17 protein-coding genes are annotated in these 16,285 nt (G+C 59.0%); 11 read left to right on the top strand and 6 right to left on the bottom strand.

What is annotated here, in order from left to right; all coding sequences use genetic code 11:
* Positions 1-479 precede the first annotated feature (479 nt).
* From IV454_RS06325 to IV454_RS06300, 6 genes are read left to right on the top strand one after another with little or no spacing between them, the layout of a single operon-like run.
* Positions 480-3,152 carry a type VI secretion system Vgr family protein gene (locus IV454_RS06325; RefSeq protein ID WP_229522091.1) on the top strand — a complete coding sequence of 891 codons (2,673 nt, stop codon included), beginning with the start codon at positions 480-482 and terminating at the stop codon, positions 3,150-3,152.
* Positions 3,136-3,519 (top strand): PAAR domain-containing protein, encoded by a 384-nt coding sequence (locus IV454_RS06320; RefSeq protein ID WP_282961408.1) that lies wholly within the window; start codon positions 3,136-3,138, stop codon positions 3,517-3,519. The genes IV454_RS06325 and IV454_RS06320 overlap by 17 nt, the downstream gene beginning before the upstream one ends.
* A complete protein-coding gene (locus IV454_RS06315) occupies positions 3,516-4,091 on the top strand; it encodes a DUF4123 domain-containing protein (protein WP_206090769.1) in 576 nt (191 codons plus the stop codon). The genes IV454_RS06320 and IV454_RS06315 overlap by 4 nt, the downstream gene beginning before the upstream one ends.
* Positions 4,092-4,104: 13 nt before the next feature.
* Positions 4,105-4,470 (top strand): hypothetical protein, encoded by a 366-nt coding sequence (locus IV454_RS06310; protein ID WP_206090768.1) that lies wholly within the window; start codon positions 4,105-4,107, stop codon positions 4,468-4,470.
* A complete protein-coding gene (locus IV454_RS06305) occupies positions 4,460-5,479 on the top strand; it encodes a pesticin C-terminus-like muramidase (RefSeq protein WP_206090767.1) in 1,020 nt (339 codons plus the stop codon). Before IV454_RS06310 ends, IV454_RS06305 begins: the two co-directional genes overlap by 11 nt.
* 11 nt (positions 5,480-5,490) lie before the next feature.
* Positions 5,491-6,126, top strand: a complete 636-nt coding sequence (locus IV454_RS06300) for a hypothetical protein (RefSeq protein WP_206090766.1) — start codon at positions 5,491-5,493, stop codon at positions 6,124-6,126.
* A 50-nt stretch (positions 6,127-6,176) separates the two neighbouring features.
* Here IV454_RS06300 and IV454_RS06295 read toward each other — a convergent pair whose 3' ends face one another.
* The gene (locus tag IV454_RS06295) at positions 6,177-7,178 is read right to left on the bottom strand and encodes a 2-hydroxyacid dehydrogenase (RefSeq protein ID WP_206090765.1); all 1,002 of its coding nucleotides are present in this window, start codon (positions 7,176-7,178) and stop codon (positions 6,177-6,179) included.
* A gap of 211 nt (positions 7,179-7,389) precedes the next feature.
* Here IV454_RS06295 and IV454_RS06290 point away from each other — a divergent pair, with 211 nt between their 5' ends.
* Positions 7,390-8,538 carry a GGDEF domain-containing protein gene (locus IV454_RS06290; protein WP_206090764.1) on the top strand — a complete coding sequence of 383 codons (1,149 nt, stop codon included), beginning with the start codon at positions 7,390-7,392 and terminating at the stop codon, positions 8,536-8,538.
* Positions 8,539-8,657: 119 nt separating this feature from the next.
* Positions 8,658-9,074, top strand: a complete 417-nt coding sequence (locus IV454_RS06285) for a hypothetical protein (RefSeq protein ID WP_206090763.1) — start codon at positions 8,658-8,660, stop codon at positions 9,072-9,074.
* A gap of 39 nt (positions 9,075-9,113) precedes the next feature.
* Here IV454_RS06285 and IV454_RS06280 read toward each other — a convergent pair whose 3' ends face one another.
* Positions 9,114-9,599, bottom strand: coding sequence for a phage regulatory CII family protein (locus IV454_RS06280; RefSeq protein WP_206090762.1), 486 nt, complete (start codon positions 9,597-9,599; stop codon positions 9,114-9,116).
* 95 nt (positions 9,600-9,694) lie between these two features.
* The gene (locus IV454_RS06275) at positions 9,695-10,030 is read right to left on the bottom strand and encodes a hypothetical protein (RefSeq protein WP_206090761.1); all 336 of its coding nucleotides are present in this window, start codon (positions 10,028-10,030) and stop codon (positions 9,695-9,697) included.
* Here IV454_RS06275 and IV454_RS06270 point away from each other — a divergent pair.
* The 3 genes from IV454_RS06270 to IV454_RS06260 are packed head-to-tail and all read left to right on the top strand — an operon-like array spanning position 9,987 to position 12,291.
* Positions 9,987-10,694 (top strand): hypothetical protein, encoded by a 708-nt coding sequence (locus tag IV454_RS06270; RefSeq protein WP_206090760.1) that lies wholly within the window; start codon positions 9,987-9,989, stop codon positions 10,692-10,694. The genes IV454_RS06275 and IV454_RS06270 overlap by 44 nt on opposite strands.
* 1 nt (position 10,695) lies before the next feature.
* A complete protein-coding gene (locus IV454_RS06265; protein WP_054265145.1) occupies positions 10,696-11,484 on the top strand; it encodes a DUF2491 family protein in 789 nt (262 codons plus the stop codon).
* Between the two features lie 45 nt (positions 11,485-11,529).
* Positions 11,530-12,291 carry a hypothetical protein gene (locus tag IV454_RS06260; protein ID WP_206090759.1) on the top strand — a complete coding sequence of 254 codons (762 nt, stop codon included), beginning with the start codon at positions 11,530-11,532 and terminating at the stop codon, positions 12,289-12,291.
* Positions 12,292-12,393: 102 nt separating this feature from the next.
* Here IV454_RS06260 and IV454_RS06255 read toward each other — a convergent pair whose 3' ends face one another.
* The 3 genes from IV454_RS06255 to IV454_RS06245 form a co-directional block, all read right to left on the bottom strand.
* Positions 12,394-13,467, bottom strand: a complete 1,074-nt coding sequence (locus IV454_RS06255) for a phospholipase A (protein ID WP_206090758.1) — start codon at positions 13,465-13,467, stop codon at positions 12,394-12,396.
* Between the two features lie 91 nt (positions 13,468-13,558).
* Positions 13,559-14,350 carry an HNH endonuclease gene (locus IV454_RS33310; protein ID WP_206090757.1) on the bottom strand — a complete coding sequence of 264 codons (792 nt, stop codon included), beginning with the start codon at positions 14,348-14,350 and terminating at the stop codon, positions 13,559-13,561.
* A 103-nt stretch (positions 14,351-14,453) separates the two neighbouring features.
* A complete protein-coding gene (locus IV454_RS06245) occupies positions 14,454-16,136 on the bottom strand; it encodes a hypothetical protein (protein WP_206090756.1) in 1,683 nt (560 codons plus the stop codon).
* Positions 16,137-16,285 lie beyond the last annotated feature (149 nt).

The following is a 16,285-nucleotide window of genomic DNA, read 5'->3' as shown; positions in this document are numbered from 1 at the left end:
GGCGCCGTACACGGTGCTGCCCACCCAGCCCCGATGGCAGGCGCCAAAACGCCGGCTCCGGCCGCTGCTGTCAAGCCGCCGGTCGTGGGCGAAGCGAACGAGCAGAACGCTTGCAAACGCTAACGGCATGACGATGGCATGACCGCAGCGGTGTACCGCCGCCGCTGCGGGATAGCGAGGTTGACCACGTCAGCCTCGCCATGACCTGTACGCGTCTTTTTCCGCGTGACACCCGTCTTTGTCGTATTTATCTTACGAATTCCCTCCTCTTTGACGATTGCCCAGGCATACGGCTACCGTCATCTATATTCCTTCCGGAAATATTGCGCACTGTCATCTGAACGATCAAACCCGAAGCTTAAAGTCAGACATCCGCATTCGCACATCGTTCAATTTTTCGGGACCGCCATGCCAGCCGCCGCCCTTCTTGTGACCTGCCGCAGTCAGCGCCGTGAACGAAGCCTTGGGAGGAAGCCGGCATGAGCGAAGCGCCGCACAGCCTGCGCGATCTCATCAGCGATCGCCAGCACGACCGCCTTCTGCGGCTGTCGTTTCCGCACGACGATGGTCCGGCCGCGCAGTTGCTGGTCAACTCGCTCGACGCGTCCGAAGCGCTATCCCGGCCGTTTGAATACATCGTCGAGCTGCTGTCGGACAAGCCGGATATCCCGCTCAAGAGCCTGCAGGGAAAAATGCTGTGCGTGCAGCTGGTACGCAAGGATGGCAGCATGCGCTATTTCACCGGCCGGGTTTTCGGGTTCAGCCTCAAGACGGTGGACGGCGGCGTGTCGTATTACGAGGCGCGGCTGGGGCCCTGGTACAACTATCTGGGCATGCGCAAGGATAACTACCTGTTTCACAACACCACGCTGTACCAGCAGACCGCCAGCATTTTCAGCGACTACGGTAAGGTGGCCGACTGGGACTGGCGCGTCAGTGGCGCGGACACCGTCATGACCGATGCCTGCCAGTTCGGTGAAACCGACAGCAATTACCTGGAGCGGCGCTGGGCAAGGGCGGGTATCCTTTATTGGTTCGAGCATACGGAACATGGCCACAAACTGGTGCTCTCGGATGATTCGACCAGCGCGCCGGCGATCGATGGCGATCCGGATGTGCCATTTCAGCGGCATGGCGGATCGGCCGAAGAAGATGGCATCGGCGAATGGTCGCCGGTCCGCCAGATCACGCAGGCAAGCGTGGCGCTGGCATCCTATGACTTCAAGACCGGCCGGCCGGCGACGACCTCCTTGCCAACCGTGCAGCAACAGGGCGATGTGCTCGATATCGAGTCGTATGACTATGCGGGAGCCTACGGCTTCAAGGACAGCGGCAATGCACGCGAGGTGGCACAGCGCCAGATCGAGGCCCTTGAAGCGGGCGCAAAGCAGTTCGATGGCAGCGGCAATAACCGCCACGCCATGCCCGGCCGCTGGTTTAGGCTATCCGGACATTTTGATGCCGCGACGTCCGGCGACGATGCGCAGGCGCGCGAATTCCTGATCACCGAAGTGCATCACAGCGCGAGCAATAACTACCACCGCCAGGCGGCAACGCCATCGCACTACGAAAACAGGCTCAAGGCGATCCGCAAGATTATCACCTGGCGGCCGCCGCGCGGGCATAACAGCAGCGACACCCGCATTCACGGCATCCAGACGGCCACCGTGGTCGGTCCGGCCGGTGAAGAGATCCACACCGACGAATACGGGCGCGTACGGGTGCAATTCCACTGGGACCGCGCGGGAATCAACGACGAGAAAAGCTCCACATGGCTGCGCGTTGCAACGCCATGGGCGGGTGCCAATTTCGGCATGACTACCATTCCGCGCATCGGAACCGAAGTGCTGGTGCAGTTCATGGATGGCAATCCGGATCGGCCGATCATCACCGGCATGGTCCCGAATGTGAATACCATGCCGCCCTGGACACTGCCCGATAACAAGACCCAGTCCGGCATCCTGACGCGCTCCACACCGGGCGGGAGTTACGACAACGCCAATGCGCTGCGTTTCGAGGACAAGAAAGGCGCGGAGCAGCTCTGGCTGCACGCCGAAAAGGACCAACTGACCGAAGTCGAGCACGATGAAGATAAATGGGTCGGCAATGACCGGCGCAAAACCATCGACCGCGACGAGACCAGTCATATCAAGCGTGACCGCACGGAAACCGTCGACCGCGATGAAACCATCATGGTCCATCACGACCGAACCGAAACGGTCGACCATGATGAAACCATCACCGTTCATCACAACCGAAGCGAGCGGGTCGACCATAACGAAACGATCAGCGTTGGCGACCATCGCGACGAGGACGTGGGCAAGAATGAAACGATCCACATCGGCCAGAACCGCACCGAGGCGGTCGGACAGAACGAGCGCATCACGATCGGGAAGAACCGCGACAAGGACGTTCGCAATAACGAGTCCGACAAGATCGGCAAGAACTGGTCGATCAAGGTGGCCCGCGTGAAGAAGGAACATATCGGCATGGCCAACCTGGAGAATATCGGGCTGGCGCGCATGACCAATATTGGCATCGCGTATTCGCTGATCGTGGGGATGGTGCGCAATACGGCTGTAGGCATGGTTGATCTGCTGACGGTTGGTAAATCGCGCAAGGTGACGGTGGGCGAGAGCCAGGAAACCAGCATCGGCAAAACGGAGACCAGAACCATCGGCCAGAGTCATGTCACTTCGGTCGGCGAGCATCTGGAACTGGTGTGCGGCGCGGCCAAGATTGTCTTGCGCAGCGATGGCAGCATCTTTTTGCAGGGTACCCAGATTCATTTGCAGGGCAGTGCCCAGATCAATGCCGATGGCGGCCTGGTGCAGCTCAATTGCGGCGCTGCGAAGGCTGCGCCAGCCGCTCCCGAGGCGAAAAAGGAAGCCCCTGCCGACACGACGGCGGCAGGTTCTTCGCTGGTTGATTGTGGAGGTCCCTGCGCGGGCGGAATCGGCGCCGGCCTGGAAAAATTGATGAGCGGGGAAATGAGTCCGCTGGCCGTATTCAAGGAACTCAAGAATCTCGCCCAGACAGCGAAAGCGGTCAAAAACCGCGACGTTGGCGCGATTGTGAATGTGGTTGGACCGGTGGCTGGCGGTGCGGCGGCTGTGATCAAGGGCAGCGGCAAGGGTGCCGGCGGTCATTAACGTTTTTCGATCCGAGGAGGCGTCAGCAATGGGAAAACCATCAGCCAGGCAAACAGATGACGTCGCGCATCCACGCGGAAGTGGCGCCATTCTGGAAGGTAGCGGGAATGTGATGATCGGGAACCTGCCTGCGGCGCGCATCGGCGACAAGGTTCAGCATAACGGCGCTAGGGATACCATTGTCGAGGGCGAGAAAACGGTCCTGATTAACGGCAAGCCGGCGGCGTGCATGAGCGACAGGGTCAGTTGCCATGGCATCGTCACCGGCGGCTGCATGACAGTGTTGTTCGGGAAGGACCGGGACGAGACCTGCCTCATCGACGCCGCTCAAGCTGGCGCGATGACGGTGCAACCCGGGAATCGATGATGGCGAACGATGCTGCCCGTCATGCGCTTCACCGGCTGCTCAGCGAGCGCAGTGAGACCTTGTATGCCTTGTACGACGCAGCGGCGGACAACAGCCTGCTGGCCGATTTGCAGCGCGATGGTCTGACCCACGAGTGCCTGTATAGCGGCACCAAGGCAATCACCTTGCGCAATGTGGCGCCTTATCTGATCCCCTGCGCGCAGTTTCAGTCGAATGTAGCGGGATTCATTGACCAAGTCTGGCGCCGTGGGGTGACGATGCTGGTGGAGTCCGGGGCGGGGTGCGAGGCACTCAAAATTCAATTGAAAAAGAATAGCTTCGTCAGGAATAGCCAGGGAACGGATTGCTACTTCCGCTACTACGACGCGCGAGCCTTCGGGCGCTTTGTGCGGATGGCGACCAACGACCAGTTGAGCGAGTTTTTTGGAAGTGCGTGCCTGACGGTCTACTTTGACGATGCCGGCAGCGGGAAAATTATCGCCCTGGCAGGGAAGAAGAAAACGCTCATCAGCAGAATTTTCGATCCCAGCGCGATGCAGTTTAATGTAAGCGACATCGATACCAATCAATAGTGGGGACGGCGCCATGATTGCGTTCACGGCAGATCAGGAAAAGCGGGCCATGCGGAGGGATTGTCGAGCCTGGACGGAACTCATGGTTGAGGCGTGGTACACAAGCGATTATCCAAACGCAACTGACTATCCCGCAGCCGAATTGGTATCTGATTTGCGTACTGTGTATTTCGTCTGCCGGGAGAATGATATCGAGAACGTGAAACATATCTCGCTTCTCGGGTTCAATGTGTTGCGCGCCAATATGCTAAATCGCTCTAACGCCGATGTATCGGCCATTGTTGATTATTTTTTGATGTATGCGCAAGGGGGGAATGTTCATTATGCGCAGGCTTGGATTGAAATTTATATAGAGGAGCCTGCATATCATGGCGCGTAAAATATCATCTCCTCCACTGCCGGCTAAAATTGAAGAAAATCTGCCCGAATACGATAAGTACGAACTCCAAGGTCAACGAGATCTAATTGCGCAAGCAAAAGAGTGCGCTGTCAGTGCGAAAATAGCTAAAGTAGAAATCGAGAAATTAAATAGGCAAAAAGCCGGTCTCAATAAAAAGAGCCAGGATTCAACCGCCTTATCTGAAGAAATCAATAAAAAAATAGAAATTTACAACGGAGCCGCGATCAAGAAATGTCATTTATACCAACCTGGCTGCGTGCCTTCCACTGATTCAAAAAAAATTATCAGTCCCAAAGCGATGGGGGAGGATCTGAATAAAAACTATGGGACAAAAATAGATTTTGAACGATTATCAATTTTTGAGGGAGGCGAGCATACCGTCGCGTATATTCCATGGTGGCCCTATTTAAAAAATGACCGTCCGAAAATTATATTTTACAAAAATACGCCGTCAAAAAATATTCCGAGGCTCGCCGGAAACTATGGCGGGAAACCCGAAAATCGATCCGGAACGACCATCGGAATCGGTGTCGACTTGGGACAAGCTTCAGCGGAAGAGTTCTTGAAAAAAATGAAAAAAAGAAATACTGGAGCACAAAAAATTTCTGATGCTGAATTGATTGAATTGCATGAAAAAATTAAGCCATATTTTCAAAAATTTGGTGGAGAGGCGTGCCAATTTTTGCGCGAGCATCCATTGACGTTAAACGCGAAGGAATCCCATTTCCTTAACAAGGTTGCCCATGATGATGCATTGCAGAAGACAATCAGTGATTATAAGTTTATTGCCGATAAAAAAGGCGGTAAAAAATTTACGGATTTGCCTGTTGAGCAACAGACGGCGTTGTTTTCAAACGGATATCAACAAGGGACTGCCAGCCCGGCATTGATAAATGCGATTATTCACGAGAGCAGGAAGGAGATACCGGTGAAATTGCGCGAGCATGCATATCTATATGCATCGATGCTGAAGAAAGAAAAAAAATGAGAGGTGGGGAGATGATTCGCACGGTAACTTTCTGTATCACCATTCTTGCTATTGCTTGCTTTAATATTGCTGAGGCCAAACCGAAAATGAAAAAATTCAAGAATCCAGCCTTTCAATTCGTCGGTTCCTGGAGTGTGGAAGCGTACGATTTCCGGGAGTTTATCGGTGTGCCAACAGATTTGGATCTACAACTTCAGGAAAGAGCGGCCGCATTTCCGGTCGGACAAACGCTCAAGATTGATTGGACTGGAGTGGCAGTGATGCCAGGGAATTACAATACGGAAAAAATGAAATTCGACGGTCCCATTGGTGAGACTCTGTCGATTACGTTTCTAACGCCACTAGAGAAGAAGCTTTGCAATGGATACTGGGACTTTGTTTGCAGCGGCGGGACTGCGGAGTATGTTAAAGACTTCATGATCGTGGAAATTAATAAATGGGATGCTGATGATATGAAGATGGCGCCAATGTGGCCTGAGGCCAAACACGTTAATTACTCGCTGGTCTCCCTGAGTAAACAACATTCTTTTGATGTTTGGGTCGCCCACGGAGGGAAATTAATTCTCCCAATATTCCTTGATGGCAAGGCTAAAAATGGGAAAACGTATGGACTCATGGCCGTTATCCTGAGGCGCAAAGATAATTGAAAATATTTAACTTGATGCTTTTGGCAGTACGTCCCGCAATGCGGGGGCGCTCAAGGTTTTACTTCATTCGCACAATGCTTCCCCTCCATAAAACACGCAATATTCCCAAACGTGACCTCGGCAATCTCGCGCATCGCCTCCACGGTAAAGAACCCCTGATGCCCCGTAACCAGCACGTTCGGAAACGTCATCAAGCGCTGGAACACATCGTCGTCGATGATATCGCCCGAGCGGTCGTGAAAAAACAGCGAGCCTTCCTGCTCGTACACGTCGATCGCCAGAAAACCCAACTGGCGCGATTTGAGCGCCTCGATCACGGCCGGCGTATCGATCAGCGCCCCGCGCGAGGTATTGACCAGCATCGCTCCGGGCTTCATCCGCGCCAGGCTGTCGCGATTGATCATGTGCCAGGTCGAATCCAGCAGCGGGCAGTGCAGCGACACGATGTCCGACTCCGCCAGCAAGGTCGGCAAATCCACCATGGTCCCCAGTGCGGCAAACTCGGGCGCCGGCGCCGGGTCATGCCCGAGCACCCTGCAGCCGAAACCCTTGAGAATGCGCGCCGTCGCCAGCCCGATCTTGCCGGTGCCGACAACCCCTGCGGTTTTTCCGTGCAGATTGCTGCCCAACAGTCCATCGAGCGCAAAATTCCCCTCGCGCACGCGCGCATAGGCCCGATGCGTGTTGCGGTTCAGCGTCAGGATAAGCGCCAGGGTATGCTCCGCCACCGCTTCCGGTGAATAGGCGGGCACCCGCGCGACAAATAATCCCAGCCGGTGCGCCGCCTCGATGTCGACATTGTTGAACCCCGCGCAGCGCATCAGCACCGCGCGCACGCCGGACCGGTGCAGCGCTTCGAGCACGGGTGCATCGAGATGGTCGTTGACGAAGACACACACACCATCGCAGCCCTGCGCCAGTGCGACGGTGTGCAAGGCCAGCGCCGCTTCCTGATACTCCAGCGTGATGTCCCGGCCTTGCGGATGGGCGGCGAGCGCCTCGTCCAGAAAACGCCGGTCGTAAGCCTGGGTGCTGAAAACAGCGATTTTCATGGTGTTCGATTCCCGCTTGAATTGAGGTGACCCATCATAGCCCGGACACGCTTAACCCTTCGCCTTCGTGCATCGCATCCGTGCGCGTGAGAAAACGGTCAAGCAGCGCGCTACGCATGGGCTTGCGCGCGTATGATTGGCTGGCCCGCTTCCAACTCCTCGTCCGCCGCCGATGCTGAAAATCGATCCTGAATTACTGAGTAACGCCAGCATGTCGCCGCATCGCCGCGCATTGGAGCAAGGTTATCGCTGGCTGCGTTTCGAGGATGGGCTGGAACGCCAGTTCCAGGCGTTTTTTACACAAGGGCACCTGGTGCGCGTACGCGTCGCGGCCTGGGTGAGCATTGTCCTGTTCATCATGTTCGTGCTGATCGACCTGGCCACCTTGCCCGCCTATGTGTCGATACGCACGGTCAGCATCCGGCTCGCGCTGATTATCCCGAGCTTCATTATCGTGCTGCTGGCCAGCTATCGGGCCGCGTGGCGCCCGTATCTCGGCAGCGCGGTATTTACCGCCGCCCTGGTCACGGGACTGAGCACGGTCGCGGTGATCGGCAGCGCGCTCGATGTCGGCTATCAGATCCCGTACGAAGGCATCCTGCTGGTGGCCCTCTTCGTGTACCTGATCGCCTGCCTCGCATGGCGCCGCGCGCTGCTCGCCAATATGGTGACCTTGTGCGCCTTCGTGATCATGGAATTCGCGCTCCAGACCAATCCCCAGGCGCGCCTGTACCAGATCGTGTTCATGTGCGCGGCCAATGGCGTGGGAGCCTATGGCGCCTACTTCCTCGAACACAGTATCCGCACCACTTTTCTGGTCGACACCTTGCTGCACGAACTGGCGGCGCTCGATGGACTCACGGGACTGTCGAATCGGCGCACGCTCAATATCCATCTGGAGCGCGTCTGGCGCCAGGCCATGCGCGACCGCCAAGCCGTGGCCATTGCGATGATCGATATCGATTATTTCAAGCGCTATAACGACCGCTACGGCCACGCCCGCGGCGACGCTGCCTTGAAAGCGGTGGCCGACGTCATCGCCGGCCAGGCGCGCCGCCCGCTCGACCTGACCGCGCGCTACGGCGGCGAGGAATTCGCCGTGATCTGGCATAACCCGGTCCCCGGCGAATTGCAGGCGATGGGCGAGGTACTCACCGCCGCGGTGGAGGCGCTCCACATCGAACACCTCGACAGCGACCTCGGCAGATTGAGCGTCAGCGTCGGCGTGGCGATCGGCCTGCCGTGCGCCGGCGACGATGCCGCGGCCCTGCTGCGCGCGGCCGACGAGGCGCTGTACCAGGCCAAGCACCAGGGCCGCAACCAGGTCGTGGTGACCGAACCGGTATCCGCGCTGGTGTAGCGAAGAAAAGACACAAGCCATGCGGCAACTGCCTGTTTAGACCTCCCGCGAGCGGATATGTTTACCCGAATTACTTTTTGTTATAGTGTCGACATTATTTGAACAGTGGAGATTTGCACATGAATGGAGCAGGTGGAACCAGCGGCGGCACGGGCCAGTTTTTTCTCGGCCTGATCATGATGTGCGGCGGCTTCTATTTACTGCTTAACGGGATCGTGGTCAGTTCCAACTTTGGATTCGGCACGCGCCTGTTCGGCTTCGGTTCGGGTTTCGGCGTCAGCGGCGGCATGGTGCTGATTCCGCTGATGATCGGTATCGGCATGGTTTTCTATAACTCGAAGAACTACTTGGGCTGGCTGATTACCCTGTGCTCGTTCGCGGCGCTGGTATTCGGCGTGATTTCCTCGGTCAGCATGAGCCTGCGCACCATGTCGGCCTTCGAGCTGATTGCCATCCTGGTGCTGGCGATCGGCGGACTCGGTCTGTTCCTGCGTTCGCTCAAGCCGGCGCAAGCCGCGCCGCCGCAGGCGCAATAAGACCTTGGCGATGCGCGTGCGTGCGCAGCGCCGCCGCAGTCAGCTTGTGCCGGTACGCATGCGCAGCCGCGCGCGCCATTCACCCAAGGCCGATAACGCAGAATGAAATTCGCGCTCGATCAGGTCCGCTTCGGCGTCGGTGACAACGCCATCCATCAGCGCGCTCGATACGGCTTCGGCCACGGCCCCGACTTCGCTCATCACCCGGCATACCGTCTGCGACAGGTCGTCGCGGCCCACTTGTTCCGGCTGCGGCACGACGAAGGCCGCCATGCCGTGCCGGTTCAGCAAGGCATGCAGCGGCATCATCGCTTCCTGCACGCCGGCCTTGTGGCAATGCTCGACGATGATGGAAACCTCCTCGAACGATGGGTAATGTGATGAAATGGTGGGCGAGAGCTTATTGCGCAGAACATTGGCGGAAATGCCAATCTCCTTGGCCAGCATGTCGAGGCCTCCGGGATAGCGGCGCGCCACGCTGTACAGCGCGTCGTGCTGGTTCATGTCCAGATATTTACGAGTCATGGTGAATCTTGCCTATTTTTACCGGTGCATTGGCAGTATTGGTGCTGTTATGCTTCTTTCAACCTTCAACCCGGCCAAAGAAAAATGAAGTCAACTCAGATTATGTTGCTGCTGGCACTGCTGCTACCCGCCGCAGCCACAGTCACGGCCGGCGCGAAACCGGCATCCAGTTCGAGTTCGCGGTCGAGCTCAAGCTCATACAAGAGTGGATTTTCCTCCCAAAAATCCAGTCCATCAAGTAGCAATTCGTCAACGTCGTCGAAGAACTCGTCGTTCGGCTCGTTTGGCAGCCGGTCTTCTTCCTCGACGCCGCCGCCGCAGAAGTCCGGCTCGTCGTGGTCGCAGCGCTCGCAGGACAGCGCGCCGGCGCCGCAGAAATCGAGTTCGATGTGGTCGCCACGTTCGCAGGATAGCAGCGCCGAGGCGGGCAAGGCGGAAAAGCGGAGCTCGCCGGGCGGCTTCGGTTCCTTCGGTGGGGCGCCGGCGCAGCAGGACAGCGGCTCCCAGGCGGGCCTGCAGAAGCCGGGTTCGGTGCTGTCGCAGCGCCTGACCAAGGGCAGCGCCGAAGCGAATGCCTTGCGCACCCTGGAGGCGCGTCGGGCGGCCGAGCAGGCGGCCAATGCGCCGCGCGAGATCAAGCCGGTGCCCTCGGGCGGGCAATACGGATCGGGCAATGCGGGGCAGTACGGCAATAACAGCGGTGGCCAGTACAGCGGCAACGGGAATGGCCAATATAACGGCAATGGCATGCCGGCACCGATCATCGTGCCGCAAAATAATAACGGTATGGGTAGTGCCATCCTCGGCTTTTTGCTGGGACGGTCGATGTCCAACTCGCATGCACACAGCGGTTATCCGGGCAATACGAACAATAGCGGGATGGTGGGCACCAATCCGGGCAGCGGCACCACCGGCACCGGTCCGGTAGCCGGGGCCGAAGTGCCGCCGGAACGCTCGTTCGGCAAGTCGCTGTTGCGTACCTTCGTGTGGCTGGTGATTCTGTCGGTGCTGGCCTGGGGCGCTTATCTGGGCTGGAAATTTTTAAGGCGCGGCAAAGCGCCAAGCACGGCAAACTATACTTTTGACAGGAATTGACATGGGCTGGAAGAACGCATTCGATTACATGCGCGGTATGGCAGGCAAGCATGGCGCCGATGGCAAAGCCCGGCGTGAAGATGAAGGCTTGCCGCTGGGCGCGCGCATCGGCGGCATGCTCCAGCTGCAGATGTCGCCCCTGATCCGGGCGCAGGCCAACGGTTCGCTGATCGCCATGCCGCGCGACGCCGATACCTTGATCCTGGCGGTATCGCAGATCAAGCTCAATCTGGCGGGCGGGCTGTATCGCTATTACCTGGCCAAGGGCGACGACGACGCCAAGGAAAAGTTTTTGCAGCTGTACGCCGATGAACAGGGCAAGGTCGCGGAAATCATGTACTGCACCCAGCTGGCGCGCGTGATTCCGGAAACGGAGGAAGACCAGGATGCCTACACCGGCCGCTCCGGTGCCGGCCTGGGCGACCCGACTTACACCCTGTGGCGCGAGCAGCTCGACGATGTGGGCTTGAGCGAAGACGAACTGGCCACGGTGTTCGGCGACAGCGACCGCCTCGATTATGTGCGCGATGCGGGTGACCGCAACGCCACTTTTGTTGCCCCCTTCACGGGCACCGAAACCCGGATCGACGATGCCGCCGGGGCCCAGGGTCTGAAGCAGGAAATGTATTTCATGCCGTACGTACGCGAATTGAAGGGCGGCGGCAGCGAATATCTGCTGATCACGACGGAGATCATCTCCAGCGTGAATGGCGATGACTCAAAACGCGGTATCCATGTCGATTTCGTCATTGGCATACCGGTGGAGCAAGAACGGGTCGTTATCCAATAACGGTCCGGTACAGGCAGTTTTACTTAACAACGAAAGGGATTCAAGATGAGCAATGCAAGTGGATGGGGACTGACGGCGCGTTTGATTTCGAAGCACTTTGGCGTGCTGGGCGACCGTATATCGTCAGCGATCGCCAATTTTGACCCTGAAACGGCGACCGAGGCCGACCGCGACCGTCTGGCCGACACCCTGCGCGCCACCGCGCAAGTGCTGGCATCGGCGCGTTCCTCTTTCGAGAAGGAACATAAGGATGTGGTCAGCCTGCGTGAACTGATCGCCAACGATGAAAAAGCGACGGAAACCCTGGCCGAACGCCTGGCCGCCGGCAAGATTTCGGAAGCCACCGTGACCATGTTCTGCGACGAGCTCGAAGCGAACAAGGGCCGCCTGCCGCAAGAGATCCAGGAAGAAGCCGACGCCAAAGCCTACATGGACGAGCTGCAAAAGATCATCGATGCGCTGTCCAAGCAGCTCGCCGACTTCGACGCCCAGGCCAAGAAAGCGCTGCAACAGCTGGCAGCGGCCCAGGCGCAGAAGGATCTGCAATCGATGCGCGCCGAGCGCCAGAGCCAGCTCGCCGGCCTGACCGGCATGAAAGGCAATTCGACCGCGCTCAACGCCTTGACGCGCCGCGCCCAGGAAGTGAGCAACGAAGCCGAAGGTATGCGCATCGTCGCCGACATCGGCCAGAAGCCGCTCGACCAGGCCGCGGAAATCGATGCGATCCGCAAGTCGGTGCAGAGCGATACCGCTGGCGAAACCGCGCTGCAACGTCTGCAGCGTCTGTCGGGCAAGCCGGCCGCGTAAGCGTCGATCCAGGCCGCACCGCCATGCGCATGGCGGCCGCGGCGCACATGAAAACGGCCTCTTTCGAGGCCGTTTTTTTTATCCCATCGCTGGAACGCGGAATCAGAAATCGACGGTAAAGCCGGCGCCGATCGAACGCTGCGAATAGTTATAGTCGATCAGGCTTTGTCCGTAGCCGGAAAACAGCTGGACATAGCCTTTCAGGTTGGTCGTGAGCGGATACGACATGGCCGCCTGGAGCGCGCCATGGTCGGTCGACATATTCCGGCGCGCCATGATCGAATACTCATAGCCATCCTTGCGGTAGCTGGCACGCACGTCGCCGCGCGCCAGGTAATCGGTGATGTCCGCATTATCGTTGTTCGATTTGGCGTTATCCAGGCGGCGCCACAGGCGCGCGCTCAGCGCGAAATTGCCGTGGTCGATGCCAACTTCGGTGTACACGCGGTTCCAGCTGCGCGACAGGGTCGAGGTTTGTCCGTTCGACTGGTGAACCAGGCCAAAATTGACGAAGCGCAGATTGATGCCGGCGAACGATTGGTTAATCGGCAGGACCGCCATGATTTCAGGCTGGTAGTTTGTTTCGCGGAAGGGGCTCGATGCCGCGCGGTTGTACGCCTGCCAGAAACTCTGCTGCGTATAGCCGAGCCAGATATCGACCGGCAGACCAGCGACCTGCTCGGCCGCCTTCATTTTGAGGCTCAGCTGATAGGTCAGCTCGACGCGCTTGGTCTTCAAGCCGCCGGGAGTGAAGTCGCGGTAGGGCGCATCGTTCGACGAGGTGCTGTAGTTGGCCACCAGCAGGTAATTCTCGCGGTGCGGACGGAAGGAAAATACGCCACGGCGCGAGGCCTTGGTCAGCTCCCACAATTGCTCGGTACGCGAAATCGGCGTTTCCGGCGGTGCCGAGGTGGCCGAGGCCACGGCAGGAATCGGCGTTGCCGCGTCGGCTGGCTCGGTCTTCTTCTTGGCGGCGACGGTCGGGTCCGGGGTCGGATTGCCGGCGACGGTGTCGGCCGTCGCGGCCTTGGTGAGCGCGTCGAAGCACCCGAGTCGCGCGCTCGGGTCGCCAAGCACGGAGCAGCGCACCATTTGCTGTTCGAGTTCGCCCGCCTGGGCGGCGCCAGCGGAAATGAAAAGGGTGGTCAGGAGGAGGGGCAGTCGGGCGGCGTGCATGTGGGATGTTTCTAAAATGACAAAGGGCGGTTACTGTAGCGCAATATGGAAAAAGATGTCGCGCTGCATGTATTTATGTTGCAAGGATGCATCAAAGCTCGCTTGCGTCATCGATATACACGGCTGTGTCGTGCTCCATCGTTTCGGGCACCTCCAGCACGAGACGGCTGATTTTTTCGTATAGCGCCAGGCGGAATTCGTCGCGGTCGAGGGACAAATGGCAGCGCCTGTGGCAATTCGGACACAGCGCGGCGGTATTCGATGGCTTATCCGAGCCGTGGCTCGCAAGCGGCATGATGTGATGCACTTCCAGATACGGAAAACCATCGCTGCCCGTGAACGGCGCCGGCATGTCGCAGCCTTCGCAGATCCCGTCGGCAATCTTGAGCACCCATGCCTTGACCGCCGGATCGCGCACGTAGCGCAGGGTGTGGGTCATCACTTGGGAGGGCGCGGCGGAACCGGGCGGCACGCCACCGGCTGGCTGGCGCAGCAGCGCCGTAACCTTGTGTGCGAGTTCGCGCTCATCCGCCGTGCGCTGGTACATCGTCAGCGTTTCCAGGCCGTTTGCTTCCAGCATCTGTTCGATGCGCAGCTTGACGCTGCTGCCCACGTTCCTGGCAGGGCGGTAGCCGACAATGTGCGGAAGGCGCAGGTCGAACAGGGTCGACGAAATATTCTGCATGCGAAATTCGACGGCGGACTTGGTGCGGGCGGCCAGCGCGCCCTCGCGTAACCGCCGGTTCACTTCCGCCTTGTTGATGGGCTCGCCAGCTAGCTCGCTGCGCAGCATCGCCACATAGGCGCGCACGGATGCGGCCAGCTCGGCGTCGGTCCAGTCCTTACTTGTGGTCGATGCCTCGGGCGAAGAAGAAACAGGCATCTGGACGGTTGAGTGCGATCGATAAGGGAACGCAGCCAGTGTACCAGGTGTTCAATTTCTTTTATATAAGCCTTCTCTGCTGGAAGCGAGAACCCGCCGTGGCTTACGCTGCAATCCCGTACCCAAGCATGCGCGCCGCCTTGCGAAATTTGTCTTCCTGGCTTTGCAACACCGTCAGATGGCGTTTGCCCGCGCGCATGCACAGCGCCGCGGTGTCCTTGTGTCCGGCGATAAGGTCGGCCGTGTCCGCATCGACGCACTCGATCAGCACGCTGGCTCCCAGCACGCGCATCGCCTTGCCTTGCTTGTTGCAGGTGCGTAAAAAGCTTTCTACCTGCACCGGCAGGGGTTGCTTGTCGTGCGATTGCAGGAAAGCTTCCAACTGGGCCGTATCCTGGCCGCGCTCGACAGCGAGGATGGTTTTGTCGCGGTCCAGGCGCCACAGATCGGCGCTGTCGCGGCTCGCCCAGTTTTCCAGCAGCAGACCATCTTCGGCCGACAGGCTGCCCTGCGTCACGCTGATCTGCAAGCTGGCGCTGACCGAGAGGACGCACGAGGCGGCCCGCGCGGGTGGCGCGTAGGTCGGGCTCAGGCCAAGACAATACGCGCCCAGGTCGGTCAGGCGGACGTGCGTCAAACCGTCGTAACGCGACAGGAAGCTCATGCCATCGCCTCCCCATAAGGCTTGAAAATGGGTACGCGCATGGTGCGGCGAACGATAGGCGACGTCGACCATGCCCAAGGTTGCACAGTATTCGAAGAGCACGCACAGCAGATAACGCCGCTCGAAGATATCCCACTCGTCGTCGGTATAAGCGAGGGCGCCGTAATTGGGGTCTTCCAGGTAGAGCGACCACGGATCCGCAGCCACCGCCAGCGGCGCGCCCTCGGCCCGCATGAAGCGTCCCAATTCATCAACCTCGACCCAGCGCGCGGTCGGGCAGCGCTGGAGGAACTGGCCGACGGCCGCGCGCCGCGGCGCAACCGGCGTCAGGCGGCCCTTGGCCTTTTGGCCTTTGATTGCATCGATCCGGTTGAACTCGTCGAACATGGTCGAGGTCAGCCATTTCTTCCACATGCCGCGCAGCACGTCGGCGGGCGGCGCCTGCAAGGCCTTGATGCCGGCGGGGGTCAAGCCGAGCTTGCTGCCATGCAGGTCCGCCAAGCCACTCGCCTGCAAAAGCAGCGGCCACGCAACCGGTTTGATCGCGCCGATGAGCTGGTCCGAATCGTCGCACTTCGCCGTGGCGTCATAAAAATCCGCGCTGGCCAGCTTGCCTTCGATCGCACGCAAGGCGGCCACGCCGGGCATGCGGGTTTTATCGCTGACGGTGATGAGCTTTTGATCGACCATACGCAGCATGGCGACGACCTCGTACAGGGCATCTTGCGACGTATTGCGCTGCGCTACCGGTATCCCATCGTCGTGCTCGCCCGCTTCCCGCTCCGGCTCCGGCAACGCGGCCAGGCTCGTCAGCGCATTCGGCGGCGGTGCCGGGAACAAGGCCGCCACCCGCAGGCGAAGTTGCGCAGGGAGCTGGTAGGTGCCGTCTTGCTCGAACAGGAAAAGGTTCAGCACGGTCATTGGGCCATCGCCGTAGCCGGATCGCGCCGGATGATAAAAGTGCGGGGATTGGCCGTGTTTTGCCGCAAAGCGCTTGCCGTCGAAATTGCCGCGGACGTCGTACGCCGCTTCGCGTACGGCCAGTTGCTGGCAGGGATCGAGCATCGCCCAGACACGCGGCAAGCCGGCTTCCGACATTTCGTCGAGGAGCGCCGCGACCATCAAGTCTTTGCGTAAAACTTTTTTCGAGTCAGTGAAATTGGCAAGCAACTGCTTGAGGTCAGTGTTTGTGAGGCTGTGCAGTGCATCGGGCAGTGTATTCATCGGCGCAGAAGACAAGTGAGAGCATGCGAGCATGGCAAACCCTGCGC

This window comes from Massilia antarctica (assembly GCF_015689335.1).
Lineage (GTDB): Bacteria > Pseudomonadota > Gammaproteobacteria > Burkholderiales > Burkholderiaceae_D > Telluria_A > Telluria_A antarctica.
The sequence above is the reverse complement of the archived record's forward strand: the minus strand, read 5'-3'. Positions and strand labels throughout refer to the sequence as shown.